Origin of the sequence: Methanomicrobium mobile BP, from assembly GCF_000711215.1 — an archaeon.
GTDB classification, from domain to species: domain Archaea; phylum Halobacteriota; class Methanomicrobia; order Methanomicrobiales; family Methanomicrobiaceae; genus Methanomicrobium; species Methanomicrobium mobile.
The window spans coordinates 26,581-48,765 of the sequence record NZ_JOMF01000005.1 but is presented as its reverse complement, the minus strand read 5'-3'; the positions used below and the strand labels follow the sequence as shown (position 1 = coordinate 48,765).

The 22,185-nt window shown below is 49.0% G+C and carries 22 protein-coding genes and 2 tRNA genes; 9 read left to right on the top strand and 15 right to left on the bottom strand.

Translation table 11 applies throughout. From position 1 onward, the window contains the following. Positions 1 to 10: 10 nt before the first annotated feature. The 4 genes from rpoB to T502_RS02480 all read right to left on the bottom strand — a co-directional run bounded on the left by rpoB (position 11) and on the right by T502_RS02480 (position 3,841). Positions 11 to 1,837 (bottom strand): DNA-directed RNA polymerase subunit B, encoded by a 1,827-nt coding sequence (rpoB, locus tag T502_RS02495; protein WP_042705560.1) that lies wholly within the window; start codon positions 1,835 to 1,837, stop codon positions 11 to 13. Next, positions 1,834 to 3,393 (bottom strand): DNA-directed RNA polymerase subunit B'', encoded by a 1,560-nt coding sequence (locus T502_RS02490; RefSeq protein ID WP_042705559.1) that lies wholly within the window; start codon positions 3,391 to 3,393, stop codon positions 1,834 to 1,836. Before T502_RS02490 ends, rpoB begins: the two co-directional genes overlap by 4 nt. Positions 3,394 to 3,421: 28 nt before the next feature. Beyond that, the gene (locus T502_RS02485; RefSeq protein ID WP_042705558.1) at positions 3,422 to 3,673 is read right to left on the bottom strand and encodes a DNA-directed RNA polymerase subunit H; all 252 of its coding nucleotides are present in this window, start codon (positions 3,671 to 3,673) and stop codon (positions 3,422 to 3,424) included. A gap of 94 nt (positions 3,674 to 3,767) precedes the next feature. Continuing rightward, positions 3,768 to 3,841: transfer RNA gene (locus tag T502_RS02480), tRNA-Lys, on the bottom strand. A 284-nt stretch (positions 3,842 to 4,125) separates the two neighbouring features. On the opposite strand from T502_RS02480, the gene T502_RS02475 reads away from it, so the two are divergent. From T502_RS02475 to T502_RS02440, 7 genes are all read left to right on the top strand, one after another. Next, positions 4,126 to 4,497, top strand: a complete 372-nt coding sequence (locus T502_RS02475; protein ID WP_157197445.1) for a hypothetical protein — start codon at positions 4,126 to 4,128, stop codon at positions 4,495 to 4,497. Positions 4,498 to 4,781: 284 nt separating this feature from the next. Next, positions 4,782 to 4,856 (top strand) — tRNA-Pro (locus T502_RS02465). 50 nt (positions 4,857 to 4,906) lie between these two features. Further along, entirely contained in the window at positions 4,907 to 5,788 is an 882-nt protein-coding gene (locus T502_RS02460) for a damage-control phosphatase ARMT1 family protein (protein WP_042705554.1), read from the top strand. Positions 5,789 to 5,952: 164 nt separating this feature from the next. After that, positions 5,953 to 6,408: an NfeD family protein gene (locus T502_RS02455; RefSeq protein ID WP_042705553.1), complete on the top strand. Its 456-nt coding sequence runs from the start codon at positions 5,953 to 5,955 to the stop codon at positions 6,406 to 6,408. 125 nt (positions 6,409 to 6,533) lie between these two features. After that, on the top strand, positions 6,534 to 7,595 hold the full coding sequence (locus T502_RS02450) for an SPFH domain-containing protein (protein WP_042705552.1): 1,062 nt from the start codon (positions 6,534 to 6,536) through the stop codon (positions 7,593 to 7,595). A 213-nt stretch (positions 7,596 to 7,808) separates the two neighbouring features. Beyond that, the gene (locus T502_RS02445) at positions 7,809 to 8,285 is read left to right on the top strand and encodes a pyridoxamine 5'-phosphate oxidase family protein (RefSeq protein WP_042705551.1); all 477 of its coding nucleotides are present in this window, start codon (positions 7,809 to 7,811) and stop codon (positions 8,283 to 8,285) included. Between the two features lie 117 nt (positions 8,286 to 8,402). Then, positions 8,403 to 8,999 (top strand): ribonuclease III domain-containing protein, encoded by a 597-nt coding sequence (locus T502_RS02440; RefSeq protein WP_084172979.1) that lies wholly within the window; start codon positions 8,403 to 8,405, stop codon positions 8,997 to 8,999. A 161-nt stretch (positions 9,000 to 9,160) separates the two neighbouring features. Here the strand turns inward: T502_RS02440 and T502_RS02435 are convergent, their stop codons facing one another. The 9 genes from T502_RS02435 to rnhB all read right to left on the bottom strand — a co-directional run bounded on the left by T502_RS02435 (position 9,161) and on the right by rnhB (position 17,604). Next, the gene (locus T502_RS02435) at positions 9,161 to 9,601 is read right to left on the bottom strand and encodes a hypothetical protein (RefSeq protein ID WP_157197444.1); all 441 of its coding nucleotides are present in this window, start codon (positions 9,599 to 9,601) and stop codon (positions 9,161 to 9,163) included. A gap of 194 nt (positions 9,602 to 9,795) precedes the next feature. Further along, positions 9,796 to 10,254, bottom strand: a complete 459-nt coding sequence (locus T502_RS02430) for a hypothetical protein (protein ID WP_157197443.1) — start codon at positions 10,252 to 10,254, stop codon at positions 9,796 to 9,798. Between the two features lie 219 nt (positions 10,255 to 10,473). Continuing rightward, the gene (locus T502_RS08855) at positions 10,474 to 11,241 is read right to left on the bottom strand and encodes a hypothetical protein (RefSeq protein ID WP_157197442.1); all 768 of its coding nucleotides are present in this window, start codon (positions 11,239 to 11,241) and stop codon (positions 10,474 to 10,476) included. A 175-nt stretch (positions 11,242 to 11,416) separates the two neighbouring features. Continuing rightward, the gene (locus T502_RS09030; protein ID WP_052359077.1) at positions 11,417 to 12,790 is read right to left on the bottom strand and encodes a metallophosphoesterase; all 1,374 of its coding nucleotides are present in this window, start codon (positions 12,788 to 12,790) and stop codon (positions 11,417 to 11,419) included. A gap of 19 nt (positions 12,791 to 12,809) precedes the next feature. Next, a complete protein-coding gene (locus T502_RS02415; RefSeq protein WP_042705546.1) occupies positions 12,810 to 12,992 on the bottom strand; it encodes a hypothetical protein in 183 nt (60 codons plus the stop codon). Between the two features lie 46 nt (positions 12,993 to 13,038). Then, positions 13,039 to 13,746: a hypothetical protein gene (locus T502_RS02410; RefSeq protein WP_042705544.1), complete on the bottom strand. Its 708-nt coding sequence runs from the start codon at positions 13,744 to 13,746 to the stop codon at positions 13,039 to 13,041. 178 nt (positions 13,747 to 13,924) lie between these two features. Further along, positions 13,925 to 15,127, bottom strand: coding sequence for a type III PLP-dependent enzyme (locus T502_RS02405; RefSeq protein WP_042705543.1), 1,203 nt, complete (start codon positions 15,125 to 15,127; stop codon positions 13,925 to 13,927). A 419-nt stretch (positions 15,128 to 15,546) separates the two neighbouring features. Then, the gene (locus T502_RS02400; protein ID WP_042705542.1) at positions 15,547 to 16,848 is read right to left on the bottom strand and encodes a site-2 protease family protein; all 1,302 of its coding nucleotides are present in this window, start codon (positions 16,846 to 16,848) and stop codon (positions 15,547 to 15,549) included. 72 nt (positions 16,849 to 16,920) lie between these two features. Beyond that, positions 16,921 to 17,604: a ribonuclease HII gene (rnhB, locus tag T502_RS02395; protein ID WP_042705540.1), complete on the bottom strand. Its 684-nt coding sequence runs from the start codon at positions 17,602 to 17,604 to the stop codon at positions 16,921 to 16,923. Between the two features lie 137 nt (positions 17,605 to 17,741). Between rnhB and T502_RS02390 the strand changes: the two genes are divergently transcribed. Together T502_RS02390 and T502_RS02385 are read left to right on the top strand one after the other, a co-directional pair. Next, entirely contained in the window at positions 17,742 to 18,416 is a 675-nt protein-coding gene (locus T502_RS02390) for a potassium channel family protein (protein WP_042705539.1), read from the top strand. A gap of 123 nt (positions 18,417 to 18,539) precedes the next feature. Beyond that, positions 18,540 to 19,367 (top strand): hypothetical protein, encoded by an 828-nt coding sequence (locus T502_RS02385; protein WP_042705538.1) that lies wholly within the window; start codon positions 18,540 to 18,542, stop codon positions 19,365 to 19,367. A gap of 114 nt (positions 19,368 to 19,481) precedes the next feature. On the opposite strand, the gene T502_RS02380 is transcribed toward T502_RS02385, so the two are convergent. Continuing rightward, a complete protein-coding gene (locus T502_RS02380) occupies positions 19,482 to 21,179 on the bottom strand; it encodes a glutamate--tRNA ligase (RefSeq protein WP_042705537.1) in 1,698 nt (565 codons plus the stop codon). Between the two features lie 27 nt (positions 21,180 to 21,206). After that, positions 21,207 to 22,172 carry a polyprenyl synthetase family protein gene (locus tag T502_RS02375; protein ID WP_042705536.1) on the bottom strand — a complete coding sequence of 322 codons (966 nt, stop codon included), beginning with the start codon at positions 22,170 to 22,172 and terminating at the stop codon, positions 21,207 to 21,209. Positions 22,173 to 22,185 lie beyond the last annotated feature (13 nt).

Below are 22,185 nucleotides of genomic sequence, written 5' to 3'. Positions count from 1 at the left end.
CTCCTTTCTCCTATACCTGATCCTCAAGCTGCATTCTCGGTGCGATACCCATACTCTTCATCTCGTCGAGAAGGAGCTTGAACGCATAACTCATCTCAACGCTGTAGATATCGGTCTCGTTGCCGCATGAGAGACAGCGTGTCGTATTCTTGTTTCTGTCAAGGAAGGCGATCATACCGCACTTTGCGCAGACATACTGCTCGACCTTATCGGACTCGTCAAGAAGACGTTCCTTAAGTGCCATTGCAGCGCCGTGTCCGATAAGAACATCACGTTCCATCTCTCCGAACCTGAGACCTCCTTCACGGGCACGTCCTTCGGTCGGCTGGCGTGTGAGAACCTGAACGGGACCTCTCGAACGTGCATGCATCTTCGAAGAGACCATGTGGTAGAGTTTCTGGTAATAGATGACGCCGACATAGATATCAGCCTTGAACTGACGTCCCGTAATACCGTCATACATGACTTCTCTGCCGTTGTTCGCGAAACCGAGCTGTTTTAAGGATTCACGGAGATCTTCCTCGCGTTCTCCGCTGAATGCGGTTGCATTGATTCTTCTGCCCTCGAGCGAGCCCACCTTGCCGCCGAGCATCTCGAGCATATGACCCATTGTCATACGCGACGGGATTGCGTGCGGGTTGATAACAAGGTCGGGTGCGATTCCCGACTCCGTAAACGGCATGTTCTCCTGCGGCGTTATGAGTCCGACGACTCCCTTCTGTCCGTGTCTGGACGCAAACTTGTCGCCTACCTCGGGGATACGGAGATCTCTCGTTCTGACCTTGACGAGTCTCGATGAGTTCTCACCCTCGGTAATGATGACGGTATCGACGATACCGTGCTCGTTGCTCCTCATTGTAACCGAGGTATCGCGGCGCTTCTCAACGGCGATAAGCTCTCCCGACGGCTCTTCGAGGAATCTCGGCGGGGATGTCTTACCGATGAGAACGGCTTTCTCGGCGGCGAAGGTCTCGGGGTTGATGATACCGTCGGTATCGAGGTTCTGATACGACTCGACACCGTGTGCACCCGAGACTTCCTCGTCGGGGACCTCGATCTTGTCGACCTGTCCGCCCGGGTAGCGTCTCTCTTCGCCGTCGTAGGTTCTGAAGAAGTGGGAACGTCCGACACCGCGCTCGATTGAGGCTTTGTTGAAGATAAGCGAATCTTCAATGTTGAAACCCTCGTAGGAAAGAATTGCGACCACAAGGTTCTGACCCGCGGCACGGTCGTCCGAGCCGATGATCCTTGATGTCTGGGTGTGAACCAGAGGTTTCTGGACGTAGTGAAGCTGGTGACCGCGTGTATCTGGTCTTAACTTCATGTTCGACGCACCGAATCCGAGTGCCTGCTTAATCATACCCGCACCCATTGTTACACGGGGTGCCGCATTGTGCTCCGGGAACGGAACGTGAGCCGCTCCGATACCGAGGATAAGCGACGGGTCGATCTCGAGGTGGGTGTGCTCGGGAGTGATGTCCTCTTCGTTGACCGCGATATAGAGATCTTCCTCCTCTTCCGCGTCAATGTACTCGATAAAACCTTTGCCGACCAAGTCATTGAAGTCGGAATCTCCGGTCTTTAACTTCTCAATATCCTCGTTCGTGATTGCCGGTCTTCCGTTCTCGACAATGATGAGCGGGCGGCGTGCACGTCCCCTGTCGGTATGGACGATGATGTCGCCGTTGTATTCCTTATACGAGATATTGACCTCGGTCGGAAGTTCGCCGCGTCTTCGCATCCTGCGGACATTGGCGACAAGGGTAACGGGGTCTTCGCAGAGACCGATTAAAGCGCCGTTAACGAATACTCTCGATTTTTTATGACCTGTGCTCATAATACTTCCCTCTTAAGCTCTTCAACGCCGAGGTTGTAGAGCATTCTGTTGATTACCTGCTCGTCCTTGACGCCCTTGGAGATCTCGACCATCTGTGCGAAGTTCTTTACAAGACCACAATTCGGTCCTTCCGGAGTCTCCGACGGACAGATTCTTCCCCACTGTGTCGGGTGAAGATCACGTGCCTCGAAATGCGGCTGTGAACGTGAAAGCGGCGAGATTACGCGGCGAAGGTGAGAGATGACAGCCATGTGGTCGACTCTGTCGAGAAGCTGGGATACACCCGTCCTTCCGCCCACCCAGTTACCGGTCGCAAGCGGGTGAAGAAGTCTCTCGGTAAGGACATCGGCACGCACCGCCGTTCCGATTGAGAGGTCGCGGTGTCTCATGCTGGCGCGTTCGAGCTGGTATTTGACGTCGCGTGTGAGTCTGTTGAGCGAGATACGGAAGAGATCCTCCATAAGGTCGCCGGCGAGCTTTAAGCGCTTGTTCGAGTAGTGATCCTTATCATCGATTCTCCTTCTGTCGAGAACAAGGTCGAAACATGCCTCAGCCATTCTGCCGAGGAAGTGAGCCTTTGCAAGACGCACGCTCTCGCATGCCTCCTCGTAGCCCTCGTCGCCCTCCTTGAGACCGTCGGGCATGAGCTCGTTCAAGTGCGGGAGGAGATAGCTGTCAAGGACAAACTCGGCACGCTTCTTCTGGTAGTCGCGTGTCTGGTTCGGTGCGAGCTTCTTTCCGACATACATTATGCCTTCCTCGGTGTTGTCGCACTCCGCTTCCTCAAGGTTCTGAAGCATGAACGTGAGGATATCTTCGTCGGTCGAGACCGCTTCCACGATCTCCTGATCGCCGTTGAGACCGAGTGCACGCATAAGGTCAACGAACTTAAGGTGACCGGCGACGGACGGGAACGAGACCTCGAGAAGGTTCTTCTTGTTTCTCTCGACGATGACGAGTGCACGGTATCCGCGGAACTGCGAGAATACCTTTGCGACGTAGATACGCTCGTTGTACCTCTCGGTGAACTCGGTCATGATCTTGTTGGACGCAAGATCTTCGAGTGTCATGAGAACGCGCTCGGAGCCGTTGATGATGAAGTATCCTCCCGGGTCGTGCGAGTCTTCGCCGTGACTGATTCTTTCCTCGTCGGAAAGTCCGCAGAGGTTGCATGCCGTGGACCCGACCATGACGGGAAGCTGACCGATTGTGGTCACAATAGGTTCCTGTCTTTCTTCGCCCTGACAAAGAATCATGTCAAGCTGAATAGGTGCGGCGTAGGTCAGGTTTCTTAAGCGTGCTTCACTCGGATACAATCCGGACTGAGAACCGTCGGCTTCACGGACTACGGGTTTTTCGACGCGGATTTCGCCGAGTTCAACCCAGACGTTGTCGTTGTCTTTGCCCCTCTGTGCAATGTCGGTTTCAATAATTCTCTGTTCATCGACGACTTTCTGAAGGTTGTACTCCAGGAAGAAGTTGTATGAATCCAGCTGGTGTCGCGCTACGTGGGCGCGTGAGAAATATGCCTCGGATAAAGTTTTACGATCTAACAATGAAGACCCCCCTTTTTGCTAAAGGAGTTCATTTCTTTGGTCTCTTTACTACTATGCGGTACGCTTCAGCCTTACCTGCGGTCTTACTGTTGCGAACAATCCTGATAACGTCGTTGATCTTTGCGCCAATCTCCTTTACTGCAGGATCATCATGATAGATGTTGGGAAGCTGGTCGCGTGTGATCTTGAATGCCGCGAGTAACTCTTCGATCTCTTCGGCAGTCATAATCTGATGGTCAGGTACCATTACATGTTTAATTACGGAAAAACCGGTGCCCATCGATAGCCCCTTTTATAGTTAAGATTTTGTTCAGATGCATCACCATTGAAAAAATACCAAAACGCCACATTTGAGTCATAATTGACGTGGCAAGCGGGCCCAAGGGGATTTGAACCCCCGACCACCTGATTAAAAGTCAGGCGCTCTGCCTAACTGAGCTATAGGCCCCCTGATTTTACAATCTATTCAGCATTATTACAATGAGAGATAAGTATATAAAACTTGTTTAAATGTCGCAGTCGCTTTATATGCTTGCTGAATAAATCTTCAAAGCGACGCGCAACCACATTTTCGGGTTCATTATGAAACCTGTTTTTACGACTTGCATTATTCTGGAATTTTTCGCCAAACAGACAGCAATTTACCCGCTGATTTACGCGCCTGCCGGCGATATATTTTGTCAGACGCTGTATAAAATTAACCGCATAATTCCCGAAGGTCGACGATCCGCATTGACCGTCACGGATTATTCCCGACATGCCGCACCTGCCGTAACCCCGCACAATCACGCCAGACACAACACACTTACCATACCCGCACAACACCCGCACCGTACCGCAACACACACCCTCATCGACCCCCCGTCCCTGCCGCAGATGCTGCCGACGCTGCCGGTGCCGATGACGATGACGATGCCGCCGCACACAACCCCCGCGTCCGCGGGAGGTGACAGGATACATATCTATAATTATTCCCTATGCAAAAAGATAGAAACTAACCGTAAACACGCGGCATGGCGGGGGTCGGGGTCGCAGCATACGATAGGATACCGCAACCGCATGCCGCGGGAGATATACGGGATAACAGGTGATGGGGATGTTTGAATTTTCTGCCGAATATCTGATTATAATATTGTTCGGAATCGTGATTGTCTTCCTGCTCGGCATAATATATCTGATGCAATGCCGCATCAGAATCTTAAGGAACGATGTCGAGGGAATAAACAGTACAATGCAGTTTACATGCAATAAGCTGGATGCATTATCGAAGGACGTTGAAGAATTCAATAGGCAAAATAGATAAACTATACATTACAATATGTAATAGCACAGCGTAACGGCAGGGGCGGTAAGTGCCCGAACGTGCAGGTATACGCAGCGTGCCATCGGGGGCCATAGGGTAGCCTGGACCATCCTAGGAGACTGGGGGTCTTCTGACCCGCGTTCAAATCGCGGTGGCCCCATACGTTGTTTTTATTGTTTTCAAAGTTTTTTTCTTCATGAGTATCGGAACATGAGAATCAGAGAAGTTTGTTTCGGATGTCTTTTAACCAGAATCGAGTATGAATGCCGCCTTGTTCTGGACTGTTCAAATCCCGAAAACGAAAAGCGCGTCCAAAACGTCGTCGGCATCTGCCGCGACGAGCTTAAACGCGGTCTTTCGGAGAATATTCCCTCACCCGAACTCTCAAGCCGCGTTCACAGGCTTGCCTGCCGGATGATTGAGCATATCGATCCCTATGTGGAGATTAAGGAGCGGACAAATATCGAGGCGGAAAAACTCCTCGCCGAAGTCGGAGGCAGCCTTAAGACCTTCAGGGACTGTGCGCTGGCGGCGGTCATCGGAAACACCCTCGATTTCGGATCGAAGGAGCATGTGGTCACCGATGACTTCACCGGCTTCTTCAAGGACGAATTCAGGAAGGGGTTCAGCGTCGACGACTGCGACAGAATCGAGAGACTTGCCGCAAGAACCGTATTTCTCTGCGACAACTGCGGCGAGATCGTCTTCGACAGAAAACTCGTCGAATATCTGAAGAACAAGGGCTGCCGCGTCACGGTCGTCGTCAAGGGTGCGCCGATTATCAATGACGCGACCATGAGCGACGCCGTAAAACTCGGCATGGACAAGGTCGCCGACGCCGTTTATACGAGTACGGACGGGATTCCCGAGGTCGGCTTCAATATCCGCATGATAAGCGACGAACTTAAGGAGGAGATCTCGAAGGCGACGCTCATTGTCTCCAAGGGCATGGCAAACTACGAATCCTTAAGCGAATACAAAAAAGTCATGAAACTGCCGCCGGTTGCCTACCTGATGATGGTCAAGTGTGCACCGATTGCTGAGGATATCGGCATAGAAAAAGGCTCAAGGATTGCTTATCTGACCGAATGAGCGGCTGCACTTTTCCGCCACTTATCCGAGGGCGGCGGCGGAGGCAATGGCTGCGGTCGTGGCAGTCAACGCGGGCGGACACCCGCACCATGGCGGCGAATATACTCATTTTAACATTTTTATGCATCCTACTAAGATAAATAACAGAAAATCAATTACCATATATGATAGAAGGAATTATCTCGGTAGGCTGGTACCTGATACTGATAGGTGTCCTCTTTCTTGCAATAGAGACCTTTAACCCGGGATTCTTCATGGGGGTGCCGGGGACTACGCTCATCATCATCGGCATTGTATCTCTCATCGTTCCGGATATCTTTTCGTCGCCGCTGCTTATTGTAATCGCGGTCATAACCGCACTCATATCGGCGGGGATCTCGGTCTGGATTTACAGTCTTATAGGGTCGGGGAGCACAAAACCCGAGACCACAAGCAAAGACTCGCTCATCGGCAAGACCGGTCTTGTCATAAAGGAGGTCGACAGCGACGGCATCTCGGGCAAGGTCAGGATCGGGAATACCGACTGGAGCGCCAGATCGAAGAGCGGCACAATAGCGACGGGGAAGAAGATAAAGGTAGTCTTTTCGGAAGGCGTTCACGTAGTGGTGGAGGAATGCTGACCGCGATTGTCGACCGGTTGCCGATTACGGATTGCCGAATTGACGGATTGACGAAGTAACGGTTTTTCGGATTTAAGTATTGACTTTAAAAACAAAATATTGAGTAAATATAAAAAAGTGATAAAATGGACACGGCATTAACAATTGTATTGGTCATTGCAATAGTCTTCATATTTGCAAAAGGTGTGGTAATCGTTCAGCCTTACGAGCAGGCACTTCAGATAAGGCTCGGAAAGTATATCGGAAGGCTCAACCCGGGATTCCGCTGGGTAATTCCGTTCATCACCGAGATTATCAAGGTGGATCTGCGAACGCAGGTCATGGACGTTCCCAAGCAGGAAGTAATCACAAAGGATAACTCGCCGACGAACGTCGACGCAATCGTCTATGTTAAGGTAATCGACCCCGAGAAATCATACTTCGAGGTCTCAAACTACCGCATGGCAACCGTCGCTCTCGCACAGACAAGTCTGAGAGGAATCATCGGCGACCTCGAACTCGATGAGGTGCTCTACAACCGCGAACTGATAAACAACAAACTCCGCGACATCCTCGACCGCGAGACCGACCAGTGGGGTGTCAAGGTGGAGCGTGTCGAGATTAAGGAAGTCGACCCCATCGGCGCCGTAAAACAGGCAATGACCGAGCAGACAGCCGCGGAACGTGAACGCCGTGCCGCTATCCTCCGCGCCGACGGTGAGAAGCGCTCGGCAATCCTTACCGCCGAAGGTAAACGCCAGTCCATGATCCTCGAAGCCGAGGGTGACCGCCAGTCAAAGATCCTCAGAGCCGAAGGTGACAGGAAATCGAAGATTCTTCAGTCGCAGGGTGAAGCACAGGCCTTGAGAATCCTCTCGCTCGGTTCCAGACCGCTGGACAAGAAGGCGATAACGGTCCTCTCCCTTAACGCGCTTCAGCAGATGGCGGACGGTCAGGCAACCAAGATAATCTTCCCGTTCGAAGTTTCAAGCCTCATCAAGCAGGGCGCCAAGTTCCTCGGCGCCGAGGACGAAGACTTCAAGGACGACTCATGGAAGGAGTTCGATCTGGATGAGTCTATCTTAGGCAAATCGCCTGCCGAAGAGGGAATCGACGATGCATCGGAGTATGTGAAGAATATCGAGAAGAACATTCAGAGCCTCGAAGACCCCACGACGCCGGCGGACGAACCCGCACCGGAATCGTGAAACAGCCGATAACAGAGGCATTTCCGGTGTGATTCCCGAAAACATGGCACCAACATAAAACCCTATTTTTTGACTTTTTACGGATTTAAGCGGCAAATTTTGTTTAAAGATAACGCCCGCGAAGACTTCGCACGCGATTTTCCGCCAAAGATAGAAACCTTTATTGCCGTATGAATCAACTGCAAAACTAATCAATATATTCAAAGGTGCAATATGAATATAGTCAAGATACCCAAGATGGAGGTTGCGGAATACAACCGTCTTATCATGGAAGGATATGTCTGCAGGATAGCGTTCCGCGGCGAAAAATATCCATATATGGCGCCATTTTTATATGTTTTCGACGGCAAATTCCTTTACTTCCTCTCAACCAAGTACGGCAGAAAGAACGACCTCTACAGACTCGATCCGCATGTTTCCGTGGAGATTGAACGTATATCCGCGGATCTGTCCGAGTATAATTTCGTCACGCTCCAGGGCTATCTGATTCAGGAGGAGGATTCGATTACGAAGAAGAAGATACGCCGCATGTTCATAGACATGATTCGCGAGAAGAATCTCTCGAAGAATATCCTCTCGGCACTGGGTCACGAGCCGACCGAGTCACTTGAGTCGATTGCGACCGAAGAAAGAGCGAATATCTGGAAGCTCACCGGCGTTGCCGAGATTGTGGCGTTGAAGAATAAATGAGTAAATGAGCAATGAGCAATTATAATGAGCAATGAGCGGACGGCAGGTCCTGCCGGATAAACTGGCAAATCGACCTGCCCGAAAAAGAAAAGTGTCATAGAGTCAGAGAGTCAAACCATGTCTGCGCAAAAATCACAACCGGCGAGAATTTCAAGAGACCGTGCCGTCAAAAAAGAGATTAAATTCGAATTTTCGCGGGAGGCATATCCCGATATTGCACGGGAATCGGATCTGCCGCAGGAATCGCTTACGGAATTCAATCTTACTCTTTTTCAGAAACTTATCGATTATAAATTCAATGACGAAGCTATTCTCCGAAGGTCACTGACGCGGCTTGCATACGCAAAAGAGAACAGTCTGCCCGAAGATGACTATATGGACGCATACGCCACTCTGGGCGATGCCGTCATCGACGTCGTAGTGATAGAAAGGCTCGTTATCGTAAACAAAGACCACGACAAGGGCGTGATTACGACAAAGAAGACCGATCTCGTGAATATGACGCGGCTTCGAAACCTCGCTTCCGGGCTTGGTCTTCAGAATTACGTGCTCTGGGGAAAGGGCGAGAAGCAGCAGCATATCTGGACGTCGGGGCGTGTTCTTGCCGAATCCGTGGAATCCATCTGCGGCGCGATGTATCTCGACGGCGGCATTGCCGCGGTCAGGGAATTCCTTGAGAAGACGGGATTTTTCTGCCCGAAGAATATGCAGTAGTCATAACAGAACATAACAGAATGCAATAGAATAACAGAATGCAATAGAACATAACAGAATAGCAGAATATATTGCGACTGATTGCTGAAAGTGAAAAAATAAAGGCGGTTATCTGTTCTGATCGGAGTTATGCCGCCGCAGAACAGATAAATTATGAGAGTTCATTTAACGGATTTCATCGACACCTTATAGCCTTCAGGCGTGGTCAGAACATTTGAATCCGAAAGATAATAGGTGTCGCCGAGAGATGTCTCAATCTTACGATCCGTTCCCGACACGGTGATGCTTCCGGGTAGCGTCATGGACATTACTCCGACTTGATCTTTCAGGGTTTCCTGATAGAACAGAATCCCATCTGCACCGTTTCCCGCATTGAATTTGATCCTATAGACTAAAGTAACACCGTCGGGTTCATCGTAAGATCCTTCAATATCATATTTTATATCTTCTTCTACCCATTCGTAATCACCTTCAGAATATGACGGATAATCACCGTCAGAATTTGACGGACTTACGTCGGTATTTACGGAAACACATCCCGCGGATAAGAGAAATGCACACATAATGCATAAAACCGTTACCAAAAAATATTTTCCTTTCATGTTTCTCCGTTTACACGGACTTAAATATATTATTTCGCATTCTTGCAAAGAGAATGGCGCAGACATTTATAAAATAAAAAAAGGTCTTTTTTATGAGTAGGTCACGACCGCAATCCATGAGATCAATTGAATCGATGACATCTATTGAATATATGTGCTCAATTGAATCAATGAGATCGGTTGAACCGATTGGATCAGTTGTTTGGTCTCATCTGCACCGTGTAGCCTTCGGGCGTGGTCAGGACATTTGACGCAGACAGAGTGTATACGGCATCGTTAATCAGCGTAATCACGCGATCCGTTCCCGAATTCGTTACCGTTCCCGATAAAGTCACGGTCATTGAGTTGAAGTCTTTCTTTGACCCTCTGGAGAGCAGAACTTCATTTGAATTGTTGATTGTGTCGAATTTTATCTTGTATGTCAGAACGTCATCATCCGGCGTCGTATAAGTGCCTGTAAGATCGTATTCCGTCTTTTTGTCCACCCAAGTGAAGTCGGAGTCGGTATCGTACGGGTCCGAGAAGTTATATTTGAAGGTGTCTGCTCCCGAATTTACATCGGCGCCGTTGCCGACGCTGACCGTGCAGCCCGCTGATAAGAGAAATGCACCCATAATGCAGATAATCATAAGTGATAATATTTTTAACTTCATGATCTTTACTTTACACAACATTAAATAAATAGATATCATAACGATCTAAATTGTTGCGGGATGCTGAAAATAATGCCGCAGACTATCGCATTAAAAAAAAAGATGGATTCTTCGTCAATGACTAATTATATCCTATATTTTATCTACTTAGTTTAGACACGAGTCACTTCCCTAAGTTGGGAGGTATAAATTACACCCCATTAATATAATCCTATTAACTTAGACTAGTAAATTGACCTCTTTGATACCTGCCGGAATCTTACTACTTATATTATAGGCAGGACCCGATTCAGTAACTATTTCAATATCAAACTTATCGTTTGGTAAAAGCCCTTTGCCGGGGGGTCTTACAAAGATTACAAATTGTTCCTGATTCTCAAGAATCAGATCTGTTGTACCTGGCATACTGTTGAATATATTTATAACACCCCATTGTTTTAATCCGATATATTCGCTGTTAACTTCCTGTGTATCTGCAAGAGATAATTCATAAACATCTGTCTTTGTGCGGAGTTTCATTTTTGCCTTAGTGAAATCATAAGAATCTGCGTTGGCTAATAAACCCAACTTAAACTGGATTCCGTCAACACGTGAATCATATGGATTATCTGATACTTTTCCAAATCCATAGACTTGACCGAGAAGCTCAATCTCAGGACCATTGTTAGCGGACGAAACCCTTGGACCTAAACTAAATGTCGTTGGAGTCGGAGTTGCTGTTGGTATTGGTGTAGGAGTTGGAGTAGGAGTCGCAACTTGCGTTGGTACAGGTGTTGGAGTTGCTGTCGGAGTTGCAGTTTCGGTTGGTACCGGCGTCGGGGTTTCTGTCGGACTCTGAGTCGGAATTGGAGTCGATGTCGCAACCGCGGTTGAACTGCCGCTATCCGTGGGACTGCCTGAACCTACATTTACGTTAACACAACCTGCCGTTATGAGAAAAGCACACAGCAGACATAAAACCATTAAAAAAACTTCTTTAGAATTCATTGGTATTATTTTTGCAGCATACACAAATATAATTATTCATATGACTTTTTCAAATATATCGGAGATAATGTCTTAAATTGTCAATCAGAAAGCAAATTTCAATTTACTGCTGATTGTGATGCTAAAATAAGTCAGCAGGAAAAATCAATAATATTCCTGTGATAATCGGGATACTTTAAGAAAAATCCTCAAGATAATCCGCCCTTTCCCATTTTTCGTCGCGGCATCTCCCGATTGCGGTGATAATCGTGTCAATGCTTACGGGGCGGTAACCGATAACTTCGCAGCTGACATTTATCGTCCGCTCCTTCATATTGACAAACGGATACCTGCACATGCGGGTATTGTGCGTATGACCGTGGATTATCCATCCGGCGAAATCTTTCGGCGCAAACTTCGGGTTATGGACGCAGTAAAATCTGTAGCCCCCGTATTCGAAGGTATAGTCTGAAACGGAGCCGACAAGGTCACGGTTTACGTTTTTGTCGTGATTGCCCTCGACAAAGGTAAGATTGCCGCTAAGCATCCCCAGGAAGCGGTCGGCGGTCTCCTCGTCCGCCTTGTATGTCAGATCGCCCAAATATATGACCCTGTCGCCGTCTTTCACCGTCCCGCGCCAGTTTTCGATAAGAACGCGGTTCATCTCTTCGATGTCGCGGTCGGCAAACGGGCGTGCGGTTGTGCGGATAATGTCGGCATGATTCAGGTGCAGATCCGAGATAAGATAGATTGACCCGTCCCCGCCGCAATCATCGCAATCATCGCAATCATCGCAATCACCGCAATCATCCCGCTCGCAAGGCTCACGGTCCCCCGCAATCTCACCGCCGTCAATGACGCTGTCAATACCCTTTGACCTGCGGTATCTTGCGTATTCATCCTTCATCGAATGCCGATTCTCAAGCATCCGCGGATTGGGATCGGTCAGATCAAAAGTCCTGTATCGTTTTTGATTGACGATAACGGTCAGTTCGGTCAGATCGAATCTTCCGCAGAATCTCCGCGGGTTGTAGGCGGGTCTTATGCCCCGTGCAAAGAACGCCGTTTTTACCTTATCGAAAAAAGTCAGTTCCTCGTGTGCCGCTTTTAAAACCGACTCAACCTCGCCGAACTTCTCCGATTCCGCCAATGGGATGCCGTCCGAAACCCTCTCGAGCGAACCGGCATATTTTGAACCGAGAGCAAGAGCAAGTCTCTCGATTTTTTCTTTTGAAACGGCATCGGGATTACAGCGATAGAGCAATTCGGTAATGCCGTCACGCACCCCATTAAAATTCCTCTTAAGCTTCCTCTTGAACAGCCCGTTTACGGAGAAAGTCAGATAGTTCCAGCCGCGGGTCTCCTCGAGAATAATGCGGGTTACGACTTTGAGGTCGTCGCGATTTTCGGTCCGGATCTTAAAGAGCTTTATCGGTTCGGCAACGGCACCGCGGTATTTCAGATACGGCGCGGCATCCGTAATCTCGGAATACCTGTTATTTATGAGATATTCGTTAAAGCCCCATTCGAGAGCGATCTCTATCTCATAGTTCTCTGTTTTCCGCGGCATTTTCGATGTCCGTAGATATTCAGTAACGGTTCATGTTCTCGAGTTCGTCGCGGATGACGTTTCTGATATCCTCGAGGTCGAAATCCTTCTTATTTGCCTTCCTGAGAAGTTTATCCATAGTGCGAATACCTTCGCTCACGCTGGCGCCGTATGACAACGCTATCTCTTCGGCATCTTCCTGAATACGGATAACTTTGGACATATCTGATATCGGTATGAAAAATAAAAGATGAGTTTTGTCTCTCTGCTTATTCACGCATATAGGTTACATTATACTTATCTTCCAGAACCTTGCCGTCCGGCGACAGATAGAACAGCTCCTGAACGGTGTTGGACATGAACTGCGGATAATCAAGGTAATAGATATATCTGCCGTCTTCACCTATGCAGATAAAGTCCCATGTATCGGGATCGGACTGGGTCAGGTTGCCGTCAAGATACCATGCATCCTTGCCGGTGCCGTTCGCATACATCACATAGGTCAGATCATAGGCTTTATCGCCGGAGATATACTTATTTACGGACTTCCACGTACCTACAATGAGGTCTTTTTTCGCTTCGGATTTATCATATTTCAGATTATATCCGTCGACGATGGAGTTTTTGTCCCCGGCAAGAGTGAATGTCTCGCTCGAACTTATCGTCGGGTAGACGACATCAAAGGTATTGAGCTTAGAATTGCCGATTGTCCACGTAAACGGAACCGCGGCTGTCACCGAACTGTTCCAGTTAAGGTAATAGTATGCCTTTCCCGTGCCGTCAGCTTTGAACGAGTATATAATATCGATTGGCTTATCGTATTTGGCAATCTGAGCGTTAGTCTGCCATGTTCCGACCATGCCGGTGTTTGAAAGATCAGGTGTTGTATCCGTTGTGCCCGTGCATCCCGCGGATACCAGCGCTAAAAGCAATACCGCCGCGGAAAGTGCCGAAAATGCTATATGTGAACTTTTCATCTCATATAACTCGATTTATACATTATTTAATCTTGGGATACCTTCGGTTAAACACACGTCAAACACACGCATGTCTGCATTGACAATGCGCAAAAAACAGTAAAATAAGGCAATAAACAGTAAAATAAGGCAATAAACAGTAAAATAAGGCAATAAACAGTAAAATAAGAATATAGGTTTAATCAATCGACCTTCGGTCGATATTGATGTGGAGCACTTTCGCCGGCTCGCAACCGTTGAAGAGGGTCGCGGATGCCGAGGAGTACGCGCCGATATTCTCGGTATAGACAAAGTCGCCTATCCTGAGATCGGGAAGCTCCGCCGAGAGCGTCAGGGTATCGAAAGCATCGCAGGTCGGACCGAAAACCGACGAAAGTTTGGTCTCTTCCGACTCCTTAAACGAAAGAATCGGATAACTGATATGATCGAAGACCAGCCCGGAATAAGTTCCGTATATGCCGTCGTTGATGTAGTAGCAGGTTTTGCCGTCGCGAACAGCCTTTCCGATGACTTTCGAGACGAGAACACAGGCATTTGCCACAATGAAACGTCCGGGTTCGGCAATGACCAGAATGTCGGGCGGGAACAGACGTTTCAATTCCTCGTTGAAGAGGACGGCAAGCGCCCTTATGGACTTCACCGAATTATTGTATTTTACGGGGAATCCGCCGCCGATATCCAGAATTCTCATCTTCTGACCCGTGCGTGCGTAATATTCCTTCAGAATACCCGAACACATCTCAAGGGCAACGATATAATTCTCGAAGTTTACGCACTGGCTGCCGACATGGAAACTCAGACCCTCCACCGTAAGACCCATCACATAGGCTTCGGTAATGAGATTAACGGCATTCGAGGGGTCGGCGCCGAACTTCGACGAAAGTTCCGAGAGCGAGCCCGTGTTGGGGACGCGGATTCTAAGTATTAATCCCGAATGCGGTGCATGCGCCTTTATCTTCTTTAGTTCCTCGGCATTGTCGAAAGTGAGCAGCGGACCGTACTTATCCAGCTCCTCAAGCATCTCAACCGGCTTTATCGTGTTTGCGACGATGATATTGTTCTTTATCCAATCAAGGCGCTCTTTCTCGGGCATATCCTTAATGTTCTCGTATACGAGATTGAACTCCTTCATTGTGGAAACGTCGAAACTTGCGCCGGCATCGAAAAGAGTCTTGATTATCTCGGGATCCGGATTCGCTTTTACCGCGTAGTATGCCTGAACGTTCGGAAGCCGCGTCGTAAATTCGCTGTACTGTTTCTCTATCTGCTGATGATCTACAATGAAAAGCGGAGTGCCGTGCTCTTCCGCAAGCTTATACAGGAGTTCCTTGTGCTCATCGCCGATATGATGAACAGTGATCTTTCGGTTTGGATCAATCATATGCCCGCCCTTTACCCGATTTAATAAATATTACTGGAATTCGAAAGATTACACAGATACTAAACGGATATTACACATATACTGTCACGGATTCCGTAACGGATACTTCACAGAGATTGTCACGGAGACTGTAACGGATAATATCACGGATAATATTACATACTTGTTGCTGTCGGTAAATACAATTGAGTCAAGGGATAATAAAAAACTTTGCAAACTGAGATGAAAAAAAGTTGATTTATTTCTTCACACCGTGATTCGGCACGTGAGTAAGGCAGGGACACCGTTAGGCGGATTTCCCCGTTTTCGGGCAGGAATTTTTTCCGAATTTCAAATTTTGAACTTCGGACTTCAAACTTCGGATTTCGGACTTTGGACCTCAAACATCGAACTTTGCTCTTATGCACTTCATCGGCATCTCAGAGATGCGTGATGTGGGGGATGAAGATTATCATCACGACCACCATTATCATGAACCAGCTGAGGGAAGCCACTACCATATTCGCGTATTTCTCGGGATACTTCCTCTTCTCAAAGATATGCTGAACACCCTCCTTCATGATGTAACCGCCGTCCAGCGGGACGAAAGGAAGCGCATTGAAGGTCGCGACCGCAAAATTCAGCCAGAATAACCAGAAGAACACCTGCACAACCGTCCAGAAACCCGCGAAGGGCACATCCCAGCAGATGTATTCCGGCGAATCAAAGGCGAGGATACCCAGACCCATGCTGTTGCCGTCCATCATGGTGTTTATCGGCACATAGACCAGGAAAATGGGTCCTATCGGCGACAGGCTCATCGCATTGAAGATCTTCTTTACCTGCGCGGCATCATAGAAGGCGACACCCATAAACCCGTATTCGTTGTTCGAGCCTTTGGGCCACTCGGAAAGGGTGAGCTTGTGATACGAGACGACGCCGTTCTTCTCCGTGCCGAGTTCGACGATATCGCCGGGCTTCGTCTTGTCGAGGTATCCGTAGAGGTCGGCTCTTGTCGATATCGGCACCCCATTATAGGAGACAATCAGCGAATTCGGCTCAAGTCCGGCGTTGTATGCGGGATAATCCTTGTATATGGAGTTGACATAGGGAGTATCGGCTGGCACCGCAAGCCCCATGAGCAGAACCACCGCGATAAAACTCACGAGAGCAACGGCGATATTATTGGTGATGCCGGCTCCGAACATCCTGATTCTTGCTTTCCGCGATGCCGACTCGACATCTTTCTCGTCCGGCTCGACGAAAGCGCCGATTGGGATGACAAAGAATAAAAGACCCGTGCTCTTTACCCTCATCCCTTCAATCCTCGAGAGAATGCCGTGACCGCCTTCATGCACGGCGAGAGTGACGACGAATGCGAAGATTACGGCAAACGAGAGCGGCAGGAACTCGTTTACCCCCGGAATCGCGAGAATATTCTGCGGCTCATAGATGCCCGTTGCCGGCGGCGGCGACATTGCCGTCCGATACAGAGTTAGAAGCATAAGGATTGACATGAGAACGGATACGACCACGACCATGAGTGCGCCGAGCGTTCCGTATGCCCTGAAGAATCGCGTGTACGGAATGAACCTGTCGAAGAATTTTACGTTGTCGGTCTTAAGCGCCAGAATCGGACCGTAAAACATGACATAATCAGGAAACAGATTCCTTTGCCGGATATATTCGACAATCAGGAGGTAAACCGCGATTACCAGAAGTACTATTATGAGCCAATCCATCTCTCTATTAATTAAACTCCCTATATGATGAAATTACTCTTGAGGGATATGTGAGCCGAAATTATTTCGGGCTCAATAATCGAAAAGTGTCCTCTGTCTGAGTTTTGCCTCGACATTCGAGACCGTCTTCCAGCTTCGCCGCGCAATCGCCGGTGTTTTCCCCTCGTTTCGCATGTATCTCTCGAGGAAACTCATGGTTACGGGATCGGAAGGGTATCCGCTGCCGATATCGCCGTATTCCCCCGAGAGCTTCTCTATGAGTCTGTCGCGGGTCACCTTCGCGACTATCGACGCCGCGCTTACGACGGGGAATTTCATATCGGCTTTGTGCTCCGAGATTATCTCGGTATTGCCGGATTTAATCCGCGAACCTATTGTCTCGCTGAACTCGCAGAGATATCTGCCGACTTCAAAGCCGTATCTTACCTCATTGACGTCGCAGGCATCGAGATATATGCGCGAATCCTCCGGCGGCTCCAGTTTTTCAACGGTTTTCGCATGGCAGATGGCGACTATCTCGTTCATTGAATGTATTTTGCGGCATTCGTCGATTTTAACGGCATCGAGGACGACGACCGCGGTTTTATAGCGCGAGACGATATCGTCATACAACTCTTCGCGTCTCTTCGGGGTGAGCGTCTTCGAATCGGCAAACTCGTGCCCGCTCATCTCTTCGGCGGAGACGCCCAGAACACCGCCGACTACCATGGGACCCAAGACCGAGCCTTTTCCGGCTTCATCAATTCCGCAGATCACGCTTTAGTATTTGCCGTTCATGAATTATATTTATAAGCATTGCCGCTTGGGAAATTGTCGTCCGTTCTTGAGAAAATAATCGGCGGAGGGAACAATAGAACAGTTTTTAATGGAATGCCGCTTAATAAGAAAATAATATGTATATCATTATTGTCGGTCTCGGGGGAATAGGAAGAACGCTTGTATCCATCGCGGCGGAACACGGTGACAGTATCGCGGTTGTTGACGTAAAAGAAGAGCGTTGTAATGAGATTCTGGAACATTACGATGTCATGGCAGTCGTCGGAAACGCGACCGACAGATCGATACTTGAGGATGCCGGTATCGACAGGGCGGACGCAATCGTCACCGCAACCGCCGACGATGCCGTAAATCTCATGACATGCTGGCTCGCAAAACGATACAATGTCGCGAATGTGGTCTCTATCGTCAATCAGATGGGACATTCCGACCTGTTCAAAGAGGTCGGCGTAAAGATCACCGAAAATCCCGATGAGCTCGTCGCCAACAGACTCTATTACTGGTCGGGATCTCCCGATATGCAGCAGGTCGCCACGATTCCGGGCGGCACCATCTTTGAGATGACCGTAGAGGAAGGCGCACCCTCCGTCGATAAAGAAATCCGCCAGCTGCGTGTCAAAGACTTTGTCTTTATCGCGATTAACAGGGAAGGAAAGGAACTCATCATCCCCAACGGTCTTATTAAACTCCAGGCAAACGACAAAATTACGGTCTTCACAAAGAAGGAAGCCGAAGAAGCGTCGTTCAAGAGCCTTACCGAGCAGTTGAAAGTACCGAAGACCGAAGAATAACCCGAATATACCTTTTTTGCCGGAGAAACTTTCCCGATGTTCGCTTTTTTCCTGACGATAGCGTATTACTATATATAGTCGCAGAAGAATAGTCTCATAAAATAGCCGCGTTCGGTTTCTTACATGGGGAATAAGATGGACACTACGATCTCAAAAAAGGCAAAAATATTGGTTTTAATTGCGGCAATAATGACATCCGTAATGATTTACGTAATTCTCTTTGTGCCGCCGCCGGTGCAATCGGCATATTACTACTTGGATGAAGAGATGATGAGGCAGTGGATGGGCGGATACTCGCTTCCCGAAGACTTAGTGATTATGTGGTCTGATCCTGAGGATCGCCCGCCGGAGATTGATTATTTCAGCGACAACGACACATTTCAGCTCAGAAAGCCCGAAATGTGGCAAAAACCCGTATATATCGGAGATCACATGAGCAAAAAAGAAACAAGACCGAAAGAGTATGATGATATCTGGTATAATGCAAATGTATCGGTTGACGGAAACAAACTGAGTTATGATTACACCGTATATAACGGAGCAGGTATTGATTGTCGTCATGCCGTCTATAACGTAACGCTGAGCGTCTCAAAAGTCAATACAAGCGTAGAATACATTGATGAAGAATTTATTGCATACCTGCCGGTTGAGGATATAGAAGTAAACAATCTGGCAGCCTCAGAATCAAGAACATACAGGATTAATGCAGATCTGATAAAACCTGAAAAGGACGAAATCTACAAATTAACGTTCACCGTCAATTGGCCCGGTTATTTCACGGATTATAATAATAAAAAGAGATTGAGAGAAGATATCTGTACGAAATGCAACCCCCACAATATGAACCAACCTTCCAGCATCATTGGCTTTTATATTTACGGGGAAGATGCACCTTCATATCCGCAAAGGACATTCACTAAAGAGAGAATACAGGGCGCGGTACCGATATAAAGGATTTTAAATCCATAATAATTCGTTTTTCCGAACAAAAGACCCAATTCCAGCCGCAAACAGACGTGAATAGACGCGAACAGCTGCGAATATGATTCGCCGCCGAAAAAAAGATTAATGGTGTGCGAAGTAGGCAACAACCTTTTCGTTGTCCGCGGAATCTATCCTTGCAAAGCCGACTCTCTCGAACTGAACGACTTTGCCGGATTCCTTTATGACGCTCCTCTCGCAGAAACCTTCCTTATCGCCGTCGGGCGCACGGAGCAGGCACTTCACAATCTGTGAATCGTCCGCCGGCAGCCAGTGAACAATCCTTGCCTTCTCCTTTCTCGCATCCTCAAGGGACTCTCCAGAGTATTCGAGCGAAAAAGTGCCGTCCGCATTCGCGGAAACCTTCGCATTGAAGAGATCCTTGAATCTCACCATGGTTACGTCCTTAAGGTCGGCGGGATCGGCATAGAGAGCGCCGGAAAACTTCAGCTCGCGGTAACCCTTCGATTCGTCGTTGGGGTTTAAGAGCGCTTTTGCGGTCACGGTCGGCGCATTCTTTACAACGCACTTTACGGGATCGGTCACGCAGAAGTAGCGGTTTACTACGGGGTCGATAAGCTCCTTGTTCGCCGCAAAGAGATTCTCCCACGAGAACTGAATATCCGTCTGTCCCACGCCGATATCTATCATCGCGTTCTTAATCGCCTCAGGCAGAATACCGCGTCTTGCAATCGCTTTCATGGTGCCGAGGTGGATATCGTCCCAGCCCGTATAGGTGCCCTCGCGGATACCGTTCTTCATCGCCGTCGTCGACAAAACGACATCGCCGATTGACATCCTGCCGTAATGGTAGTATTCGGGCTGCTTCCAGCCGAAATAATTGTAGATATACTCCTGCCTCTTCGTATTCGCGATATGGTCCTTGCCGCGGATGACATGGGTAATGCCGAGCAGGTGATCGTCGACGACGACCGAGAGATTCATCATCGGATAAACTTTCGCGTCCTTTAACTTAGGATGCGGCGAATCGACGACGCGGAATATCGAAAAGTCGCGCATTGCCGGGTCGGGATGGGCGATATCGGTCTTAAGGCGCACGGTAACGCTGCCTTCCGCGTATTTGCCGGCAAGCATATCCTCCCACATCGCGAGATTATCCTCAACCGACCTGTTCCTGCACGGACATTCCTCCTTGGCGTCCTTGAGCTTCTTGAAACTCTCCGAATCGCAGGTACAGACATATGCCGCGCCCATCTCGATGAGTTTTCTGCCGTGCTCGTAGTAAATCGGGAAACGGTCGCTCTGATAGACGGTCTCGGTGATGTTGAGCCCCATCCACTTTGTATCGTCGATTAAGAGCTGATAGTTCTCCGGCTCGACACGACGCGGGTCGGTATCCTCAATCCTGAGCACGTATCGACCGCCGTATTTCCTCACATAGTAATCGTTCAGATACGCGGCTCTTGCGTGACCGAGATGAAGAGGTCCGCTGGGATTCGGCGCAAAACGCATAACAACGCCGCTTTCGCCGACGTTCTTAAGAGCACGGAGTTCGCGCACCTTCTCCTTCTTCTCTTTCTTTGCGTTCAGAAGTTCGGGTGCAAGCTTCTCAAGTCTTGCAACCCGCTCCTCGGGGCTCAAAGCCTCGACTTCCTTTAAAATTTCGGCAAGAATCGCCGACATCTCCTTTGCCTGCGAGCGAAACTCCGGGTGTTTGCCCATCAGCATTCCGAGAACCGTGCCCGCCTTGGGAACGTTGTTGTGCTGAACGGCGTTGCTCAACGCATGAATCAGAAAAAACTCTCTTGGATCAACCGACATAAAATCCTCTCAGTAATACTAAAAAAATCAGAAGTTTCTGGTGACAAAGTAATCCGTAATGTCAGCCAGAAGCTGTTTCTCGGGACAGTCGCGAAGAGCGGTAAGCTGTTCCTTTGCACGTGCGACATACTCCATCGCCGTATCGGTGACCGCCTTTAAGATACCCTTCGACTCCAGAAGTGCGATGGCCTCGGCGACCTCCTCTTTCGTGAGGTTCGGCTTCTTGAACTTGGAGAGATCGATTCCCGCCTCGCGTGCCTTTATGGCGACAATGGTCTGTTTGCCCTCACTTAAGTCCGAGCCCTGATCCTTGCCGCTCTTCTCCGGCGGCGTTATCAGATCGATTACATCATCCTGAATCTGGAAAGCAATGCCGCTGTAGTAACCCCAGTCGTGCAGAGCCTGAACCTGCTTGACGTTGCCGCCGGCGAGCGTGCCGCCGATTGCCGCAGCAGCCGCATAGAGTTTGCCCGTCTTTTTTCCGACCATATCGATGTATTCGTATTCAAGGACATCGTCGCGGGTCTCGAAAGTCATATCCTCGAACTGACCCTGACAGATCTCCACGCATGTGCGTGCAAGTATCTCGGTGCTCAGGACTTTTGCCGTGTCATCCGCGATACTGCGTGTAATCAGCTCGAATGCCTCGGCATAGAGGACATCGCCGGCAAGAATCGCCGTCGGCATGTTCCAGACACAGTGAACGGTGGGAACACCGCGGCGTGTCGAGTCGTTGTCCATGATATCGTCGTGGACGAGCGTGAAAGTATGGGTAACCTCAAGCGCAAGCGCCGCCGGCAGAATATCGCGTGAACATCCCGCCTTGATTATCTCCGCCGCAAGCAGGGTAACCGCGGGTCTGAGTCTTTTGCCGCCGGCAACAAGAAGATGGGCACTTGCCTTGCTGAGCTGACCCGGTGCGGCTCCAAAGAGTCTGTCAAGTTCCAAATCTATATCTTCAGCGTTTTTTTCCAGAAATTCTTCAAGATTCATTGTATTACCTGTT